The organism is Nocardia asiatica NBRC 100129 (assembly GCF_000308415.1).
Lineage (GTDB): Bacteria > Actinomycetota > Actinomycetes > Mycobacteriales > Mycobacteriaceae > Nocardia > Nocardia asiatica.
Map to the genome: position 1 here is coordinate 15,348 of NZ_BAFS01000142.1, position 16,768 is coordinate 32,115.

Consider the following 16,768-nt stretch of genomic DNA (forward strand, 5'->3'; position numbering starts at 1 on the left):
CCATAGCGCATAACTGGGACTCGAGGTGGCTGGGATGGCAGACCCGCGACGACCGATTCGGGCGCAATCTTCCCGTGACGGGTTCTTGGCCGGCGGTCCAGGGCGTAGATTGTGTGTACCTCGAAGTTACTCACAAGTAGGAGGCAGCGATGCCCGCGCCGAAAGCCGATGTATTCGATCGCCTCAGCGCGCTGGCGGCGATCGAGGCGCCCGCGGACCGCCCGCGCAGGACGATCGCCGAGACGTTCACCGGAGATCCGCTCGGCAGCGTGCCGGTGGGCACGGCGGCCGATGTCGCGGCCGCCGTCGACCGTGCCAGGGCCGCGCAGGAGCACTGGGCGGCGCGGCCGGTGTCCGAACGCGCGGCGGTGCTGCATCGTTACCGGGCGCTGGTGGTGGAACACCGCGAGTTCCTGATGGACGTGGTGCAGGCCGAGACCGGCAAAGCGCGCTGGGCGGCCCAGGAAGAGATCATGGGCCTGATGTTCGCGGCCCGCTACTTCGCCAGGATCGCACCCGGCCTGCTGGGCGGCCGCCGGGTACCGGGCGCCTTCCCGGTGCTCAACCGCGCCTCCGTCCGGTACCAGCCGAAAGGCGTGGTCGGTGTCATCGCGCCGTGGAACTACCCGCTGCTGCTGTCGATCGGCGATTCCATTCCCGCGCTCATGGCGGGCAACGCCGTGGTGGTCAAACCCGACAGCCAGACCCCGTTCTCCACGCTGGCCGGCGCGGAATTGCTGTACCGGGCGGGCCTGCCCCGCGAACTGCTCGCGGTCGTCCCCGGTCCGGGCGGCGTGGTCGGCACCGCGATCGTCGAGGCGTGCGACTACCTGATGTTCACCGGTTCCTCGGCGACCGGCCGCACCCTGGCCGAGCAGTGCGGCCGCCGGCTGATCGGCTTCTCCGCCGAACTCGGCGGCAAGAACCCGATGATCGTGGCCGCGGGCGCCGACCTGGACAAGGCCGCCAAGGCGGCCGTGCGCGCCTGCTTCTCCAACGCCGGGCAGCTGTGCATCTCGATCGAGCGGCTCTATGTCGAGCGTGCGGTGGCCGCTGCCTTCACCGAGAAGTTCGTCGCCGCGGTGAACGCCGCGAAACTGGGCGCGGCGTACGACTATTCGGCCGACATCGGCAGCCTCATCTCCGAAACGCAAGTGGAAACGGTGGCCAAGCACGTCGCGGACGCCACGTCGAAGGGGGCGAAGGTGCTGACCGGCGGTAAGGCGCGCCCGGATCTGGGGCCGCTGTTCTTCGAGCCGACCGTGCTGAGCGAGGTGACCGACGAAATGGAATGCGCTCGCGACGAAACCTTCGGCCCGCTGGTCTCCATCTACCCCGTCGACAGCGTCGACGAAGCCGTGCGTCTGGCCAACGACACCGATTACGGCCTCAACGCCTCGGTGTGGGCGGCGAGCAAATCGGAAGGCGAACGGATCGCGCGGCGGCTGCACGCGGGCACGGTCTGTGTGGACGAGGGTTACGCGCCGGCGTGGGGCACCACCGCGGCCCCGATGGGCGGCATGGGCATTTCCGGGGTGGGGCGCCGCCACGGCCCGGACGGCCTGCTGAAGTTCACCGAACCGCAGTCGGTCGTGGTCACCCGGTTCATGAATCTCGACGCGCCGAAACTGTTCCCGAAGGGCAAGTGGCAGCCGTTCCTGATGACCGTCGCCCGCAGCCTGCGCTTCCTGCCGGGACGCTGACATACGACGTCCGCCCGGGTGGTCGTGCCCACCCGGGCGGACAGCCCGCCGGTCGGCTCGTGCAGGGGTCACGCCAACCGGTCGGCTCCGGTGCGCGGCGGTCCTCCGGCCGCCAGCGCCGCTGCCTCGTCGTCGGTGAGCAGCCGTGTCCGGACGACGAAGGGCATGTTCTCGAGCGCTTCCGTGGCACAGCCGCCGGGCTCGTCGGCCACGTCCACGGTGAGGTGGGTGTGCTTCCAGTGCTCGTACTGCTCGCCGCTGATCCACAATTCGGTGTGCCAGGGAAGGCTTCCCAGCAGGATGTCCGCGCCATCGATCCGGGACTCCCGGATGGGCAGGCACCGCGGTCGGCCACCGTCGCGGTGCCCGCCGGATTCGTGCAGCAGCACCGCTCCGTGCTGGTCGATCACGCGGCGCAGGACGGCCCGCGCGCGGTCGGTGATGTCCACCCGATGCGTTCGACGCGACGCCGCGCCGTCCGACCGGCGTGGACGACGCGGCCGGAGCGCGTCGGGTAGTCGGCGATCCCGGAGTCCCGCTCCCGGTCTGGTGTAGCTCATGATCCCTCGCAGATATCTCGGACCGGCCCACTATGGTCCGCGGAGGTTGGCGCGAGGTTGGTGCGAAAGCGTCAGTCGCGCAACGCCGTATGCAGCCGAGCCGCGACTGTCGCGCGCCGCGGATCGTCCGGCGGGAGCAGCCGCAACGCGTGCTCGTGCACCGCGATATCGCGCGGTGCCCGTTCGCCGAACGCCACGGCGTGCTCGGCGCGGTCGCCGGCGAGCACGGCGGTCCGCACCCCGACGTCGAGGTAGTCGCGCCACCGCAGCACGCCGGGTGCCTCCGAACCGGGCAGCAGCGGTCCCCGGTAGAGCCAGACCGCCGAGGTGGCGTCGCCCGCGGTGATGGCGGCGAACAGTTCGACGGCGTCGCAGGCGACCGGGCCGGTCAGCACGTAACGGCGGTTGCTGATCGCGCCGCCGATCGCGCGGCGCAGATGTGAGACGTCCGCCTTGAGCGTGCTGGTGGAGACCGCGCGGTCGCCGTACAGGGCGGCGTGCAACTGCTCCGGCGTCCAGCCGTCCGGCTGCAGGGCCAGCAGTGCCAGGATCTCCAGCTGCCTAGGCGGCAGCGCGAGCGGCACACCGTCGCACAGCAGGCGGGCGCCGCCGAGGCAGGCCAACCGGATCCCGGGCGGGGGCGCGGGCTCGGTAGTGCGCAGCATCGTCTCCACCGCCGTCCCCAGGGCGCGCACCGAGGTCAGCACCGCGGGATGGGAGCGGTCCCAGGAACTGGACAGATCCAGCGCGCCGACCTGTCTTCCGTCGGGCCCGTGGATCGGCGCGGAGTAGCAGACCCAGCCGTGCAGGGCGGCGACCAGGTGTTCGGCCGAGAACACCGAGGCGGCGCGGTCGGTGTGCAACGCCAGCGCCACGCCGGTGGTGCCCATGTGGCTTTCGTCCCAGCAGCCGCCGGGCGCGAGATTCACCTGCTCGGCCTGCCTGCGCAGCGCGCGGTCGCCGCAGGACCACAGGACGGTGCCCGCCGGATCGGTGACCACGGCCAGATACCCGGAGTCCTCGGTGACGGCTCGCAGCTCACCCGCGAGCGCCGTGACCGGTCCGCGCAGTGGGGACGCGGCCCATCGGTCTCCGATATCGTCCACGCCCGGCGCCTCGGTGGTGGCGGGATCGACCGTGTGCAGCGACCGCCGCCAGGATTGCGCTACTTCGTTGCGCAGCACGGTATGCCGGGGCGGGGACGCGGCGTGCGGAGCTGTCGCCCAGCGTTCCCATTCTCTTTGCAGGTCACCCCGCTGTTGGGTGAAGGTGCGGAACTGCGCCACGTGAAGACCCGTCGTCGTGTGAGTTCATGATCGCTCTCCCATTCTGGCGGACGCCGACGAGGGTGGCGAGCGGTTCGAGCCCTACCGGCCGGTCGGGGTGGCTTTCGAGCGAAGTGCGGCACGACGCCATAGGCTGCTGGCATGGCGACCGGTTTCCAGCGGGCACGCCTCGCCGATGTGCACGAGGTGGCCGCGGGCATGCCCCATGTGACGCGCGTCGACGGACCGCTCGGCAACCCGATCTACCAGGTCGGGGGCAAGTCGTTCGTGTTCTTCCGCAATCCACGTCCGGATGCCGTCGACCCGGGCACCGGCGAGCGCTATACCGATGTGATCGTGATCTGGGTGCCCTCGGAGTCGGACAAACAGGCGCTGGTGCAGGACCCCGACGCGCCGTTCTTCACGACGAAGCACTTCGACGGGCATCCGTCGGTCCTGGTGCGGGCGAGCAGGATCGGGGAGCTGAGCCGTCGCGAGCTCACCGAGATCGTCCAGGACGCCTGGCTGGCCAGGGCCTCGCGCAAGCGCGCGGCGGACTGGCTGGCCGCCCATCCGCCGCGCTGAGCCTCACTTCCGGATGAAGATGCCTGCGACGTCGGCGTTCTTGATCGGGGTGTCGGTATTGGCCTGGGCGCCGCACAGCAGGTCGACCGACACCATCGTCGCGTCCACCACGGTGCCCGCGGGCTCGCGGTCGTCCCGGCTCTGCTGCTTGACGAACTTGGTGATCGTCGTGCGCTTGGTGTCCTGATCCTGCTTGACGTACTCGCTGCACGGGGTGTCGCCGCCGCGGTTGAGGGCGCGCTCGATGTCGGTGCAGCCCGCGAGCGCCATGGCGACCAGCGCGATCCCGAGGCCGGTTCGGCCGGTCCGTGACAGCGTGGCGTTCATGGTCTCCTCCTGAGGTTCGGGCACGGCGTTGCCCGCCGCGATCGGCTCCAGACTAGAGCCCGTACGCGCGAGCGTTCGCCGACCGGCCGCGGCGGCTAGGTGCGCAATACGCACAGCGGGACGTTCATCTCCGCGGGCGTGAGCGAACCGTGGTGACCGACCAGCCAGGACTGCAGCGGTTCGGCGCCGGTGCGGATGACGCCACGCCGCCCTCGGGCGACCACGACCAGATCGCCGATGCGCTGGGCGACCGCGGGATCGACCGTGGGGCCGAACCAGCCGCGAGCGACGGTTTCCTCCCGGTCGAGCACCTCGAAGTCCGGCCCGAGCGTGGCCTGCCAGGCAGCCGCGACGTCGGATGTGGCACCGTCCACCGTGTAGACGTGCCGGGCGCGCGCCTCACCGCCGAGCGCCCGGACGCCTTCGCGTAGAACGGGAGTGGTGTCGAAATCGATGCGATCCTCCAGTTGCACCATGCCGTGATCGGCGGTGACCAGCAGCGCCGCGCCGGGTGGCAACTCCTCGGCGAGGGCGGCGGCGAGCCGGTCGGCGTTGGCGAGCTCCAATTCCCAGGAGCGCGACTCGGGCCCGCGCACATGCCCGGTCAGGTCGAGGTCACCGTGGTAGGTGTAGACCAGCGCACGGGGCCCGGCGCGCAGCGCTTCGCTCACACCGGCGATCAGGTCGCCGAAGGACAGTTGGGGGCGGAACTCGCAGCCGCGCAGAACCGCTTTGGTGAGTCCGGACCCCGCCTGATCGCGTGGCGACACCTGGGCGACGGCGATGCCGTCGGCGGCGGCGCGCTCGAAAACCGTTGTGCGCGGCTGGAACTGCTCGGGAACGAGTTCGCTGCGCAGATCGGACTTGGGCACCCCGTGCAGCCGCCAGGACAGCGGGACGAACAGCCGGTCGTAGCCGGGGACGTGGAACAGATAACCGACCACGCCGTGTTCGCCGGGCGGAACGCCCACCCCGAGCGAGGTGAGGCTGGTGGCCGTCGTCGTGGGAAAGCCCGCCGTGAGCGAGCGCGGTGCGAGGCCGGACAGGAAGGGCGCCGCAGTGGGATTCGCGACGAGGTCCTGGTAGCCGAGCCCGTCCACCAGCAGGACGCAGGCCCGCTCGATGGCGAGCCCGAGCCCCAGGCGGTCCTCCTCGCCGGGCACGCCGAGACCGGCGAGGACAGAGGGGAACAGATCGGCGAGAGAGCCCGTACCGTAACGCGGCGCGACGAACACGAAGCTCAGAATGTCAACGGGGGTGGGGGCATGGCAAGGGCGCTCAGGCTTGACCGGTCTCGAAGCGGCTCACTTTGCCGTCGCGGAGGACGAATCGCCAGGTGGTCCGCATCGAGCCCCATCGCGAATTGGTGTAGTCGGCAACCAGTTCGATGCCGCCGTCGCCGACGGACTCGACCCGCATCCGCGCGTTGCTGTCGAAGATCTCCGCGGCGGTCCACTGGGCGAGGTTGCGCTCCACGCCGTCGTCGGACATCGTGGCGTCGTCGGTGAGGACCGCGTAGAACCGATCCTGGTCGTTGGCGTTGAGCGCGTCGACGAACTCCTGCACCGTCGGATCCAGCTGCGCGGTCATCCGGGTCGTCCTCTCGGATCGGTGTGAGAAGCATCGGATAGCGAACGTCTGGCGTCTACTCTAGGTCCTCGGCGGCGCGCTCGGCTCGATGAATGTCGCGAACGTCCGCATGACGTCGTCCACCAGCGCAGGGGCGGTGGCGCCGAACTGTACGGCGCGCTTTTCCAGCTGACCGTCCAGCCACAGCGATGCCAGCCCGTGGCCGAGCCCCCAGAACATGACCGCCAAGGTGTCGGCTTTGTCGGCGGGCAGCTCTCCGGCGCGGACACATTCCGCGATCGCGTCGGCCAGCACCCCGAACGCCGCGTCGCCCGCGGCCATGGTGTCCGGGTGCTTGTCGGGCTGGGAGAGCTCCGGCCGGAACATCAAGCGGAAATAGGCCGGTTGTTCTCGGGAGAACCGCACATAGGCGTTCGCCAGCGCGGTCAAGGCGGCCATGGGTGTGCCCGCCTCCGCGCGGGCCGCCGCCAGCCGCGCGCCGAGCAGTTGGAAACCCTGGGTGGACAGTGTCGCGAGCAGGGCGGAACGGTCGGGGAAATGGTGGTACGGCGCCGCGGTGCTCACACCCGCCTCCCGCGCCACCCTGCGCAGGCTGACCGCCGCGAGTCCCTCTGTCTCGATCAATCGCAGGCAGGCGGCCAGCAGTGCGTCGCGCAGGGCGCCGTGGTGGTAACTGGTCCGCGTCACCGTCCGAGCGTATGCGACGTCTGCTGGACAACCTAACTATGCGGTGATTAGATTATCTGAGCGGCGCTCAGATGGGCGCCGCGCCGACCACTGCGACAGACGGGTGAAGGCATGAGCACACGGGTAATGGTCACCGGCGCAACGGGTTTCGTTGCCGGTCACGTCATCGGCGAGTTGCTGGAGCACGGCTACACCGTGCGCGCGACCGTCCGCGACCTCGCCGCCACCGGCAAACGGGCCCATCTGGTCGAGCTCGCGCGCCGGACCGGGGGCGAACTGGAGTTCGCGCAAGCCGACCTGACCGGCGACGACGGCTGGGCGTCCGCCGTTACGGGCTGCACCGACGTGCTGCACGTGGCGTCTCCGTTCCCCACCACCCCGCCGGACGACGAGAACGAACTCATCGACACGGCGGTGGAAGGAACCCTGCGCGTGTTGCGCGCCTGCGCCGCCGCGGGCACGGTGCGGCGGGTGGTGCTGACCTCCTCGATCGCGGCGATCGCGTACGGTCACGCCGAGGACGCCCCGCGCACCGAGGCCGACTGGACCGTGGTCGAGCGCAGCCCGGCCTATCAGAAGAGCAAGACGCTGGCCGAGCGGGCGGCCTGGGATTTCGTCGCTCAGCTTCCGGCCGGCGCGGGATTCGAACTGGTCGTCGTGAATCCCGGCATGGTGCTCGGGCCGGTGCTGTCCGCGGCGACGAGCACCTCGCACGAGTCCGTGCGCAGGTTGCTGGCGGGGGACGTACCGGGTACGCCCCGGGTCGGCTGGGCGCCGGTGGACGTGCGCGATCTCGCCGCGGCGCACCGGCTGGCCCTGGAGACGCCGGAGGCGGCGGGCAACCGCTACATCTGCGCGGGCGAGCATCTGTGGATGGGAGAGATGGCGCGCATCCTCGCCGAAGAATACGGGCCGCGCGGGTTCCGCGTGCCGACCAGAGCCCTGCCGAACTGGGTCGTGCGTTCGGTCGCCATCTTCGACAAGGGCGTCCGGCTGACCCTGCCGACGCTGGGGCGCACCGAGTCGCTCAGCGCCGAGAAGGCCCGGCGCGAGCTGGGCTGGACCATGCGCCCAATCCGGGAAACACTGCTCGACACCGCCGAAAGCCTGCTGCTGCGCGGGATCGTCGCGTCGCCGCGGCGTGCGTCTTCGCCACCGGCCGCCGCGGCGAGCGCCGCGCGCGTCTGAGGGGCCCTCATGCTGGTCGCGACTCTGATCGTCACTACGGTCGCCATGGTGCGGCGCAGGTTCGCCCGGCGGTCCGCGAGCGGGGGCTCCGCCGGGCTCCGCGTCCACCGCCCCACCAGGCGGGCGCTGCCGGTCGCCACCGCCCTCGTCGCGCTGCTCGGCGTCGCGCTGGCGGCCGGCGCGCTCACTCAGTGCTGAACCGGCCCCGGCGCGTACGGGTCGGGCCCGGTTCGCTAGACAGGACACGTGACTGCACAGCGCCCCTTCCGGTTCGGTGTCAACATGGTGGTCCCCGAGTCCCGGTCGAATTGGATCGAAAAGTGCCGCCGGGCCGAGGAACTCGGCTTCGACGTGATCGGCGTCGCCGATCATCTCGGTCTGCCCGCGCCGTTCCCCGCGATGATCCTGGCCGCCGAGGCGACCGAGCGGGTGCGACTGAACACCTTCGTGCTGAACACGGCGTTCTACAACCCCGTGTTGCTGGCGCGCGACGTGGCGGGCGCCGACCAGTTCACCGACGGGCGCGTCGAACTCGGGCTCGGCGCCGGTTACGTGCAGGCGGAATTCGAGGCCGCGGGCATTCCGTTCGAAAGCGGGAGCAAGCGCGTCGACCACCTGGAACAGACCGTGATCACGCTGCGCGGGTTGTTCGCCGATCCGGAGTATCAGCCGCAGCCCGCACAGCCGACCGGGCCGCCGGTGCTGATCGGCGGATGGGGTGATCGGCTGCTCGCCGTCGCCGCGCGGCACGCCGACATCATCGCGTTCACCGGCGCGGCGGCCGCGCGCAACGGTGGGCCGCTGCAGATGGCCGGTCTCGCCGAGACCGAGGAGCGGGTCGCCTACGTGCGGGAACTGCTGGGTCCGCGACTGGACAAGGTCGAGTTCAACATCCTGGTGCAGCGGGTGGTGCCGCCCGCCGAACGCGCGAGCGTCCTGGAGGTCTTCGGCCCGGCGCTGCCGCCGGACGTCGCCGACTGCCCGGAGGACCACCCGATCCTGCTCATGGGCACCCCGGAGGAGATGGCCGACCGCCTGCGGGATCGGCGCGACCGCTACGGCATCACCTACGTCACCGTGCTCGAGGACAGCATGGAGAAATTCGCCCCCGTGATCGCACTGCTGCGCTGACCGGCGCCGCGCACAGCGGCGGGTTCATGACGCCTCGGACCCAACTGCCGGAGCCTGCTCGGTCGCCGGTCGGGATGGTGACGTCGGTCCCGGAAACGTGCTCGACGACGGCGCGCGCCCGGCGGCCGGGCGACGACGTCGTCGGGCAGCGTGCGGCTGGCTCAGAAGTCCCGCGCCGCAATCGATGTCGAGGACGCAACCGAGCCGGCCGCAGCGCCGATAGCAGCATCGACCAGCCGTGAACACCGGCGGATTGCGCACAATTCAGACTCGCCCGCATATGTGATTTGCGTCACATTTACCGGAGCATTTTCGGGGGTTCGGGTGGCAAGGTGTGCGGTATGCCTTTCGCCGAAACCATTGCCACGTCCGATGTCATCCGGGTGCTCGGAGCCAGTGAGCACAATCTGCGCGACGTGTCGCTGGAGATCCCGAAGAACAAGATCACCGTCTTCACCGGCGTCTCCGGTTCGGGCAAGTCCTCGATCGTCTTCGACACCATCGCCGTCGAATCGCAACGCCAGCTCTACGCCACCTTCCCGGCGTTCATCCTCAACTTCCTGCCCCGCTACGAACGCCCGCACGCCGAGGCCATCGAGAATCTCACCGCGCCGGTGATCATCGACCAGCAGCCGGTCGGCGGTGGCCCGCGCTCCACGGTCGGCACCATGACCGACATCTTCTCGATGGTGCGGGCCATGTTCGCCCGATTCGGTTCGCCCTCGGCCGGATTCGTCTACAACTACTCCTTCAACGTGCCGCAGGGCATGTGCCCGGACTGCGACGGGCTCGGCGTCACCGTGCGCGCGGATCCCGATCGCCTGCTCGACCGGACCAAGTCGCTGAACGAGGGCGCGATCCTGCTGCCGGGTTACGCGGTGGGCAGCGGGGATTGGCAACTGTACGGCAGATCCGGCCGCTTCGACCCGGACAAGAAGCTGAGCGACTACACCGACGAAGAGTTCCACGACCTGCTCTACGGCACAGGCGGCAAGGTCGAGCTGACCTTCAGCAAAGGCACCTGGAAGGCGAACTACGAAGGCATCGCCACCAAATTCACCCGCACCCGGCTGCAGCGCGACACCTCCACGCTGAGCGAGAAGACCCGGGAGCAGATGCGGCAATTCCTCACCGAAGGGGTCTGCGGGACCTGCGCGGGCGCCCGGCTCAACCAGGCGGCGCTGGCCACGAAGATCAACGGACGCAACATCGCGGACTGGGCGCGGTTGCAGATCACCGATCTGATCGAGGTGCTCGACGAGATCACCGATCCGGCCGCGCTCGGGCTGGCCGGCGCCATCCGCACCGGGCTGCGCCGGGTGGCCGACATCGGACTGGGTTACCTGAGTCTGGATCGGCCGACCTCCACCCTCTCCGGCGGTGAGGGGCAGCGGCTGAAGATGATCAAGCATCTGTCCAGCACGCTGATCGGGCTGACCTATATCTTCGACGAGCCCAGCGTCGGGTTGCACCCGCGCGACGTCGGCCGCCTGAACGATCTGCTGAGGGCATTGCGGGACAAAGGGAACACGGTGATCGTGGTGGAGCACGATCCGGATGTCATCCAGATCGCCGACCACGTGGTCGACGTCGGACCGCGCGCGGGCGTGCACGGCGGCCGGGTGGTCTTCCAGGGGAGCTTCGCCGAGCTCCGGACGGCGGACACCCCGACCGGGGCCGGTCTGCGCAGACCTTTCCGGGTGAAGGACTCGTTCCGCACCGGCACCGGCGAACTGCTCATCGAGGACGCGACGGTGCACAATCTGAAGAAGGTGACCGTCGGGATTCCGACCGGCATCCTGACCTGCGTCACCGGTGTCGCCGGCTCCGGCAAGAGCAGTTTGATCCGGGACGTCTTCGTACCGGGTCATCCGGAGGCGATCTTCGTGGACCAGTCGCCCATCGCGGCGTCGTCCCGATCCACCCCGGCGACCTACCTGGGCTTGATGGACCCGATCCGCAAACTGTTCGCCAAGGCCACGGGGGAGTCCGCCGGGCTGTTCAGCTTCAACTCCGCCGGTGCCTGCGCGCAGTGCGAGGGTCGCGGCGTGCTCATCACCGAGATCGCCTACATGGATCCGGTGACCACCCATTGCGACGCCTGCGACGGCCGGCGCTTCTCCGATGACGTGCTGGCCCTGCGGCTGCGCGGCAAGTCCATCGCCGACGTGCTGGAGATGTCGGCGGAGGAGGCGCTCGGGTTCTTCACCGAAAAGGCGCTGCACGCCAAACTGCGCACCATGAACGAGGTGGGCTTGGACTACCTCAGCCTGGGCCAGGCGATGAGCACGCTGTCCGGCGGCGAGCGGCAGCGGATCAAGCTGGCCACCCAGTTGCACAACACCGGCAGCGTCTACGTGCTCGACGAACCCACCACGGGTCTGCACATGTCGGACGTGGACACGCTGCTGGCACTGCTGGACGCTCTGGTCGACCGCGGCAACACCGTGGTGGTGATCGAGCACAATCTCGACGTGGTCGCGCACGCGGACTGGGTGATCGACCTCGGGCCGGACGGCGGCAAGGACGGCGGCGAGATCGTCTGCACCGGGACGCCCGCCGACCTGCTCGCGCACCCGTCCTCGCTCACCGGCGAATATCTGCGCCGGTACAAGGTGGCTGGTCAGCCGGAGGGCTCCGCCGCCGGGAACCGCTGAGTACCGGTCACCCGCAACAGTTCCAGCGCCGAGGCTTCCCGGGTGCCGGGCGCCGCCGAGTAGACCACGACTGCTTGGTCGGTGTCCGGTACCAGCAGGGTGTCGCAATCCAGGCGCAGGGATCCGACGTCGGGGTTATCGATCGTCTTGGTCGCGCTGCGCCACTGGCCCGACCGGCGCGCGGCCCACAACTGCTCGAATCGTGGGCTCCGCGAACGGAGTTCGGAGACCAAGCGCAGGAGGCCGGGATCGTCCGGGTAGCGTGCGCGGGCGCTGCGCAGGCAGGCGACCGAGAACGAGGCGGCGTTGTCGGCCTCGGCGGGCGTCATCGCGACCCGTCCCCGCTCGGTGCCGAGGAAGCGCCCATTTCGCGCCATACACTCGCGCGGGTGCCGGTCACCGCGGACGTGATCGGCTTCCCACAGTTCGGATTGATGGATCGATTGCGTTGCGGCGCCGATAGTCCGTTGTAGTCGCTGCGTACAGGCAAGACGAATCCGATGCCCAGACCAGAAGTGTGAGCGTGTGAGCTTCGCGGAGCGGCTCGGTGACCTGGCCGCGGCTGGTATCAGCGTCGCGGCAGCGTGCTGACAGCCGCCTCCAATTCTCGGTTCCTCCGACGTTGATCCGCCTGGACAAGGTGGGGTTGCGATAGCCCATTCGCGACCCCGCATTCCTTGGCGATCCGACACCGTGCTGGACGGTTACCCTCGGTCCGAGCGCGTTTGGCGGAGAGTTCGAGTTGGCAACTCCGGGCCCTGTCCTCACGCCGCGCAAGCGAATTCTGTCCAGCCATCTATCATCACGCAACCTCCCGATCACGAATTATCGACATATGGTTCTGCCGGGCCGATCAGGTGGATCGGCCGCGGGCCGGCACTCGGACGGATGCTGGCCTATGCGCGCCTGACTCGAGCACGACATCCGCATGGAGCTGGCGCCCTCAGGGTTCAACTGGGAGGAGGGAACCGGCGACCAATACTGGTTGTCCAGCCACAGGCCGTCAATTCCGTTATGCCTTGCGGTTGGCGTTGATCTTCTCGCAGAACGCCCACCCAGCACGAGGCGTAGACCATTGCGCGAGTTCGGCGCACACGAAGATGCGATAGCCCGTGACGAACTCATCGCGCAACCCATGGGGGCTTTATGGTCGAACGCGCGGTAGCCTCGCAGCTGCTCCACTGAAAGCTCCTGCTCCGGATTAGGGCGATATCCTCGTGGGGTGCGTTTTGTCAGGGATCGGCCGGGCGCCGCGCTCGGACGGTTCATCGCGTATTTCTGGGCGTTGGAGGGTCTCCCGACGCGAGGGTCGGCGCGGCTGGTGCCCAGCGGAACGCTGGATCTGGTGGTCAACCTGCACGACGACAGCGTGCTGGTGAACGGGCAGGTACACTCGGGGATAGTCGTTGCGGGAGCCTACGGTGGGCCCTTCTCATCCGACAATCCGACATTCATCTCAGCCATGGGTGTTCATTTCAAACCGGGTGGTGCACTGCCGTTTTTCTCCGCGCCGCCGGGAGAGCTCGCCGATCGACATGTCGACCTCGAAGCGCTATGGGGCCGTTCGGCTGCGCAGTTGCGTGAGCGCCTCTGCGCGGCACCCACGACAACCGATCGATTCGCTATCATGGCAGCAGCGCTGCGGTCACGGCTGCGAGACCATGTTCCGGGACATCGCGCGGTGCCGTTCGCGCTTCAGCAACTTGCCCAGCCTGGTTGCACGGTCGGCGACGTGGCATCGAGCGTGGAACTCAGCCGCCGCCGGTTCATCCAGGTGTTCACGCGGGAAGTCGGAATGACGCCGAAGCACCTGAGCCGGGTACTGCGATTCCAGCGTTTCAGCGAACTGGCACGGCGCGCCGATACTTCCGACTATGGGCAATTGGCCGTGGCATGCGGCTACTTCGATCAAGCCCATCTCATCAACGAGGTCCGCGAGTTCACCGGCACGACACCCGTCGGCCTGAGCCGCGTAACGCAGCATTTCGAGGACCTGTACGTGCTCGGCTAGCCAGGGGTCACATTTCTCCAATACCGATGTCGGCGCGGGTCGTAGCGTGTGGATACGCGTCGAAACGGAGAGATAGGGATGATGATCGAGCAGAAGACACCGACCGCGGTGCGGACCGGTACGTTGCTGGCGTGCGGCGCCGTGGCAGGTCCGCTCTACATCGCGGTGACCGCGATCGAAGCTATGATCCGTGCGGGTTTCGACCCGACGCAGCACCGCTACAACGTGTTGTCGACCGGCGATCTCGGCTGGGTCCATCGCCTCAACTACGGAGTAGCGGGGGTCTTGATGATCCTGTTCGCAGTTGGTGTCAGCCGTGTCCTGCACGACGGGCGGATCGCGCGGTGGGTGCCGCGGCTCTTCGGGCTGTACGGGGTCGCCTATATCTGCAGCGGCCTGTTCGCTGCCGACCCGGTGATCGGGTTCCCGCAAGGAACGGTATCGGAGTCGACAACCTGGCACGGCATGCTCCTGATGGCGTCCCGTGCGGCCAGTTCCGCCTTCCTCATCGGTGCCATTGTGCTGATGGCGGGATGGTTCAGGGCCAGAGGGCTCCGCACCTGGGCGTGGTTCACCTGGGCGGTACCGATTTCCATGGCAGGCTACGAAGTAGTCGGGGCCGTGGTCGAAACCTCTGTGAGGTACCTGCTGTTCCTGATACCTGGCATCTCGATGTGGGCCTGGATCACCGCCCTTGCCCTACATCTGAACTCGAGAGCCGAGCACTGAACTCACGGACAGGGTCGCTCATTGCACAGTGAACGGCCCTGTCCGAGCCCTACCGTCCGGCTCACATGTTGCGGGAGCTGCGCAGGATTCGATCCCGGTAGGCCGTCGGCGAACAAACCACGGCGGGTAACTGTTACAGGCGGCGGAAGTACTCACTTGCGAAGTCGGTGAACCGCTCTGCCGCGGCGGAGAAGTACGTGTCCGCGCGCCACACGAGGGTCAGGACGCGGTGGCAGTCCGGTACGTCCAGGCGCATCCACGAGCCCGGAAGATAGGCGCTGGTACTCAGGGAATACGCAGGCACCAGCCCTACGCCGAGGCCCGCGCTGATCAGGTAGCCGGTAGCTCCGGGCTCGTCGCTCTCGCAGACGTACACCGGGCGCAGTCCGGCCGTCGCGAACATCTGATCGGTCAGCTCGCGTGGCCAGTAGCCGGGGCGGGTGGTGACGAACGGTTCGCCCGCGAGTTCTTCGGGTCGCACGCATTCCCGTCCGGCGAGCCGATGTCCCGGCGGTACCCCGAGCAGCGCTTCCTCCCGCAACAGTTCTCGCGTCCGCAAGTTCGGTCCCGACAGCGGCTGGGAGGCGATACAGAGGTCGACCTCGCCTGTGTGCAGCTGTCTCGCCATGGTCGCGGCATCGGACTGGTGGAGTCGGATATCGACACCCGGGTGCCCGGCGCGGAACTCGGTGACCATCCCGGTCACCGTGAGCAGGGTTTCCGCGGCGATTGCGATGCTGCCGTGGTCGAAGCCGGCGGCATCGCCGAGTTCGCGGCGAGCGTCGTCGAGTTCTCGCAGCGCCCGGTCGACGCGGCGGAGAAACGCGGCGCCGAATCGGTTGAGTCGCAGCCCGCGCCCCACCCGATCGAACAGCGGCACGCCGAGATCGTCCTCCAGGCGGGCAATCGCGCGGCTGAGCGAGGGCTGCGCGATGCGAAGCTCGGCGGCGACCTGACTGAGGTGCTCGCGGCGGGCCACCGCCTGGAAGTAGCGGAGCTGCAACAGATCCATTTCATAGCCTGAGCGATATGAATACATGCGAATTCTGGTCTTGGACAGCATAGAACGCCATCGGTGAAGCTGTGGCCATGCACAACAACATTCGCACCAAGGCCGCGTTCACGACGTTCGTCGCCGCACCGCTCATCGCCATCGCGGTCGGCGGCTGCGGCGCGAACACGAGCGAGACCGAAGCCCGGGCGGATGATCAGGTCGAGATCCTGGAACTCGGGGTCGAGAACGATCAGTACGCCAGTCTCGATCTCGGCCAGCCGGGGGTGAGCGTGGGCGACATGGACGTGTACTCCGGCAACGCGATACAGGACGGCCGCACAGTCGGACGCGGGGGCGGCTCGTGCCAGACCCTTCATATCGAGGGCGAGAACATCACCACGCAGTGTTCGATCACCATGGAACTCACGCAAGGCTCGGTAACCATGCAGTCGCAGTGGGTGAGAGGTGCGAGTCCGCTCGACATGGCCATCACCGGCGGGACAGGCGTGTACCGCGAAGCGCGGGGCACGGTCCGATTCTGGGACATCGGCACCCCGAACGAACGAGCACGTGCCGAGATCATCCGTTGATCCGTAGACGGTTCCACGGCGAGGACACCCGCTCACATGATCTCCCCGTTCGCCGTGCTGTTATCGGCAACACCGTGGGAGGGACGACGGGGTGGTCAGCATTCGACCGAAATGAGGAGTGTGTAACCGAGATGTCACCCCGGCGAGCTGGGCCACCTCCTCGCGGCGCAGCCCCGGCACCTGTCTTCGTGCTCCCGCGGGCAGGCCGACATCGCCGGGCCGCACTCGGTCGCGGGCCTGCCTGAGCAACGCGGCCAGCTCGGTTCGATCCACATCTCGATCATGCCGCAGGCGGGTGTCGCCGGGGTGGGATCGCTGCTCCCTGGACCCCGCCGGTACGCCGGTGCCCCGACCGGGCACCGTGCGCGAAAAGCCGACGGACCAGGACCGGAACACGGACGCCGATCGGCTCGCGGGGGCCGGAAACCGCCGCACGGCATCGCGGCGGCGGGCTGGCGACGACGGCGGGCGAGACCGGCGGCCGGTCGGACGGCCCGTGTCGTCACGGCGTCGACCGCTGCGGCGCGGTGCCGCTCGACGGAGGCGAGTCGGCTCGAGCGACGGGGGTGGGTCAGCGGGCGCCGCCGTTGACGTACAGCGTCTGGCCGCTGACGTAGCTCGCCTCGTCGCTGGCGAGGAAGGCGATCACCGCCGCGACCTCCTCGGGTCGGCCCACCCGGCCCAGCGGGGTGCGTTCCGCGGCGGCCTTCTGGTGGTCCTCGGCGTTCATGCCGACGCGGTCGGCCGTGGC

The 16,768-nt window shown here is 68.7% G+C and carries 18 protein-coding genes; 9 read left to right on the forward strand and 9 right to left on the reverse strand.

What is annotated here, in order from left to right:
* The first annotated feature begins 149 nt into the window (after positions 1-149).
* Positions 150-1,703, forward strand: coding sequence for a succinic semialdehyde dehydrogenase (locus ON27_RS13505; protein WP_043725591.1), 1,554 nt, complete (start codon positions 150-152; stop codon positions 1,701-1,703).
* A gap of 68 nt (positions 1,704-1,771) precedes the next feature.
* Here ON27_RS13505 and ON27_RS13510 read toward each other — a convergent pair whose 3' ends face one another.
* Entirely contained in the window at positions 1,772-2,152 is a 381-nt protein-coding gene (locus ON27_RS13510) for a DUF779 domain-containing protein (RefSeq protein ID WP_051046521.1), read from the reverse strand.
* Positions 2,153-2,334: 182 nt separating this feature from the next.
* Complete coding sequence (locus tag ON27_RS13515; protein WP_083887554.1) at positions 2,335-3,549, reverse strand: sigma-54-dependent transcriptional regulator family protein; 1,215 nt, start codon at positions 3,547-3,549, stop codon at positions 2,335-2,337.
* A 141-nt stretch (positions 3,550-3,690) separates the two neighbouring features.
* Between ON27_RS13515 and ON27_RS13520 the strand changes: the two genes are divergently transcribed.
* Positions 3,691-4,113 (forward strand): MmcQ/YjbR family DNA-binding protein, encoded by a 423-nt coding sequence (locus ON27_RS13520; protein ID WP_043725592.1) that lies wholly within the window; start codon positions 3,691-3,693, stop codon positions 4,111-4,113.
* A gap of 3 nt (positions 4,114-4,116) precedes the next feature.
* Here the strand turns inward: ON27_RS13520 and ON27_RS13525 are convergent, their stop codons facing one another.
* From ON27_RS13525 to ON27_RS13540, 4 genes are all read right to left on the reverse strand, one after another.
* Complete coding sequence (locus ON27_RS13525; protein WP_043725636.1) at positions 4,117-4,440, reverse strand: hypothetical protein; 324 nt, start codon at positions 4,438-4,440, stop codon at positions 4,117-4,119.
* A gap of 95 nt (positions 4,441-4,535) precedes the next feature.
* Positions 4,536-5,675 carry an alkaline phosphatase family protein gene (locus ON27_RS13530; protein ID WP_051046522.1) on the reverse strand — a complete coding sequence of 380 codons (1,140 nt, stop codon included), beginning with the start codon at positions 5,673-5,675 and terminating at the stop codon, positions 4,536-4,538.
* 43 nt (positions 5,676-5,718) lie between these two features.
* Positions 5,719-6,030: a nuclear transport factor 2 family protein gene (locus tag ON27_RS13535; RefSeq protein WP_043725593.1), complete on the reverse strand. Its 312-nt coding sequence runs from the start codon at positions 6,028-6,030 to the stop codon at positions 5,719-5,721.
* 60 nt (positions 6,031-6,090) lie between these two features.
* Positions 6,091-6,717, reverse strand: a complete 627-nt coding sequence (locus ON27_RS13540; protein ID WP_043725596.1) for a TetR/AcrR family transcriptional regulator — start codon at positions 6,715-6,717, stop codon at positions 6,091-6,093.
* A gap of 111 nt (positions 6,718-6,828) precedes the next feature.
* Here ON27_RS13540 and ON27_RS13545 point away from each other — a divergent pair, with 111 nt between their 5' ends.
* The 4 genes from ON27_RS13545 (at position 6,829) to ON27_RS13560 (ending at position 11,693) form a co-directional block, all read left to right on the forward strand.
* Complete coding sequence (locus ON27_RS13545; protein WP_043725599.1) at positions 6,829-7,905, forward strand: SDR family oxidoreductase; 1,077 nt, start codon at positions 6,829-6,831, stop codon at positions 7,903-7,905.
* Positions 7,906-7,914: 9 nt separating this feature from the next.
* On the forward strand, positions 7,915-8,103 hold the full coding sequence (locus ON27_RS13550) for a hypothetical protein (RefSeq protein ID WP_043725602.1): 189 nt from the start codon (positions 7,915-7,917) through the stop codon (positions 8,101-8,103).
* A 48-nt stretch (positions 8,104-8,151) separates the two neighbouring features.
* Complete coding sequence (locus tag ON27_RS13555; RefSeq protein ID WP_043725605.1) at positions 8,152-9,036, forward strand: LLM class F420-dependent oxidoreductase; 885 nt, start codon at positions 8,152-8,154, stop codon at positions 9,034-9,036.
* Between the two features lie 341 nt (positions 9,037-9,377).
* Positions 9,378-11,693, forward strand: coding sequence for an ATP-binding cassette domain-containing protein (locus ON27_RS13560; RefSeq protein ID WP_043725608.1), 2,316 nt, complete (start codon positions 9,378-9,380; stop codon positions 11,691-11,693).
* Here ON27_RS13560 and ON27_RS44725 read toward each other — a convergent pair.
* Entirely contained in the window at positions 11,660-12,022 is a 363-nt protein-coding gene (locus ON27_RS44725; RefSeq protein WP_157227175.1) for an MmyB family transcriptional regulator, read from the reverse strand. The two genes, ON27_RS13560 and ON27_RS44725, sit on opposite strands and share 34 nt — an antisense overlap.
* A gap of 893 nt (positions 12,023-12,915) precedes the next feature.
* On the opposite strand from ON27_RS44725, the gene ON27_RS13570 reads away from it, so the two are divergent.
* Both ON27_RS13570 and ON27_RS13575 read left to right on the forward strand, forming a co-directional pair.
* Complete coding sequence (locus tag ON27_RS13570) at positions 12,916-13,704, forward strand: DUF6597 domain-containing transcriptional factor (protein WP_051046524.1); 789 nt, start codon at positions 12,916-12,918, stop codon at positions 13,702-13,704.
* A 78-nt stretch (positions 13,705-13,782) separates the two neighbouring features.
* A complete protein-coding gene (locus ON27_RS13575; RefSeq protein ID WP_051046525.1) occupies positions 13,783-14,433 on the forward strand; it encodes a DUF998 domain-containing protein in 651 nt (216 codons plus the stop codon).
* Positions 14,434-14,566: 133 nt separating this feature from the next.
* Here ON27_RS13575 and ON27_RS13580 read toward each other — a convergent pair whose 3' ends face one another.
* Positions 14,567-15,445: a LysR family transcriptional regulator gene (locus tag ON27_RS13580; protein WP_043725609.1), complete on the reverse strand. Its 879-nt coding sequence runs from the start codon at positions 15,443-15,445 to the stop codon at positions 14,567-14,569.
* Between the two features lie 77 nt (positions 15,446-15,522).
* Between ON27_RS13580 and ON27_RS13585 the strand changes: the two genes are divergently transcribed.
* Positions 15,523-16,017, forward strand: a complete 495-nt coding sequence (locus tag ON27_RS13585; protein ID WP_043725616.1) for an allene oxide cyclase barrel-like domain-containing protein — start codon at positions 15,523-15,525, stop codon at positions 16,015-16,017.
* 571 nt (positions 16,018-16,588) lie between these two features.
* On the opposite strand, the gene ON27_RS13590 is transcribed toward ON27_RS13585, so the two are convergent.
* Positions 16,589-16,768, reverse strand: a 180-nt coding sequence (locus ON27_RS13590; protein ID WP_043725619.1) for an SDR family oxidoreductase, incomplete at its 5' end; no start/stop codon positions are given.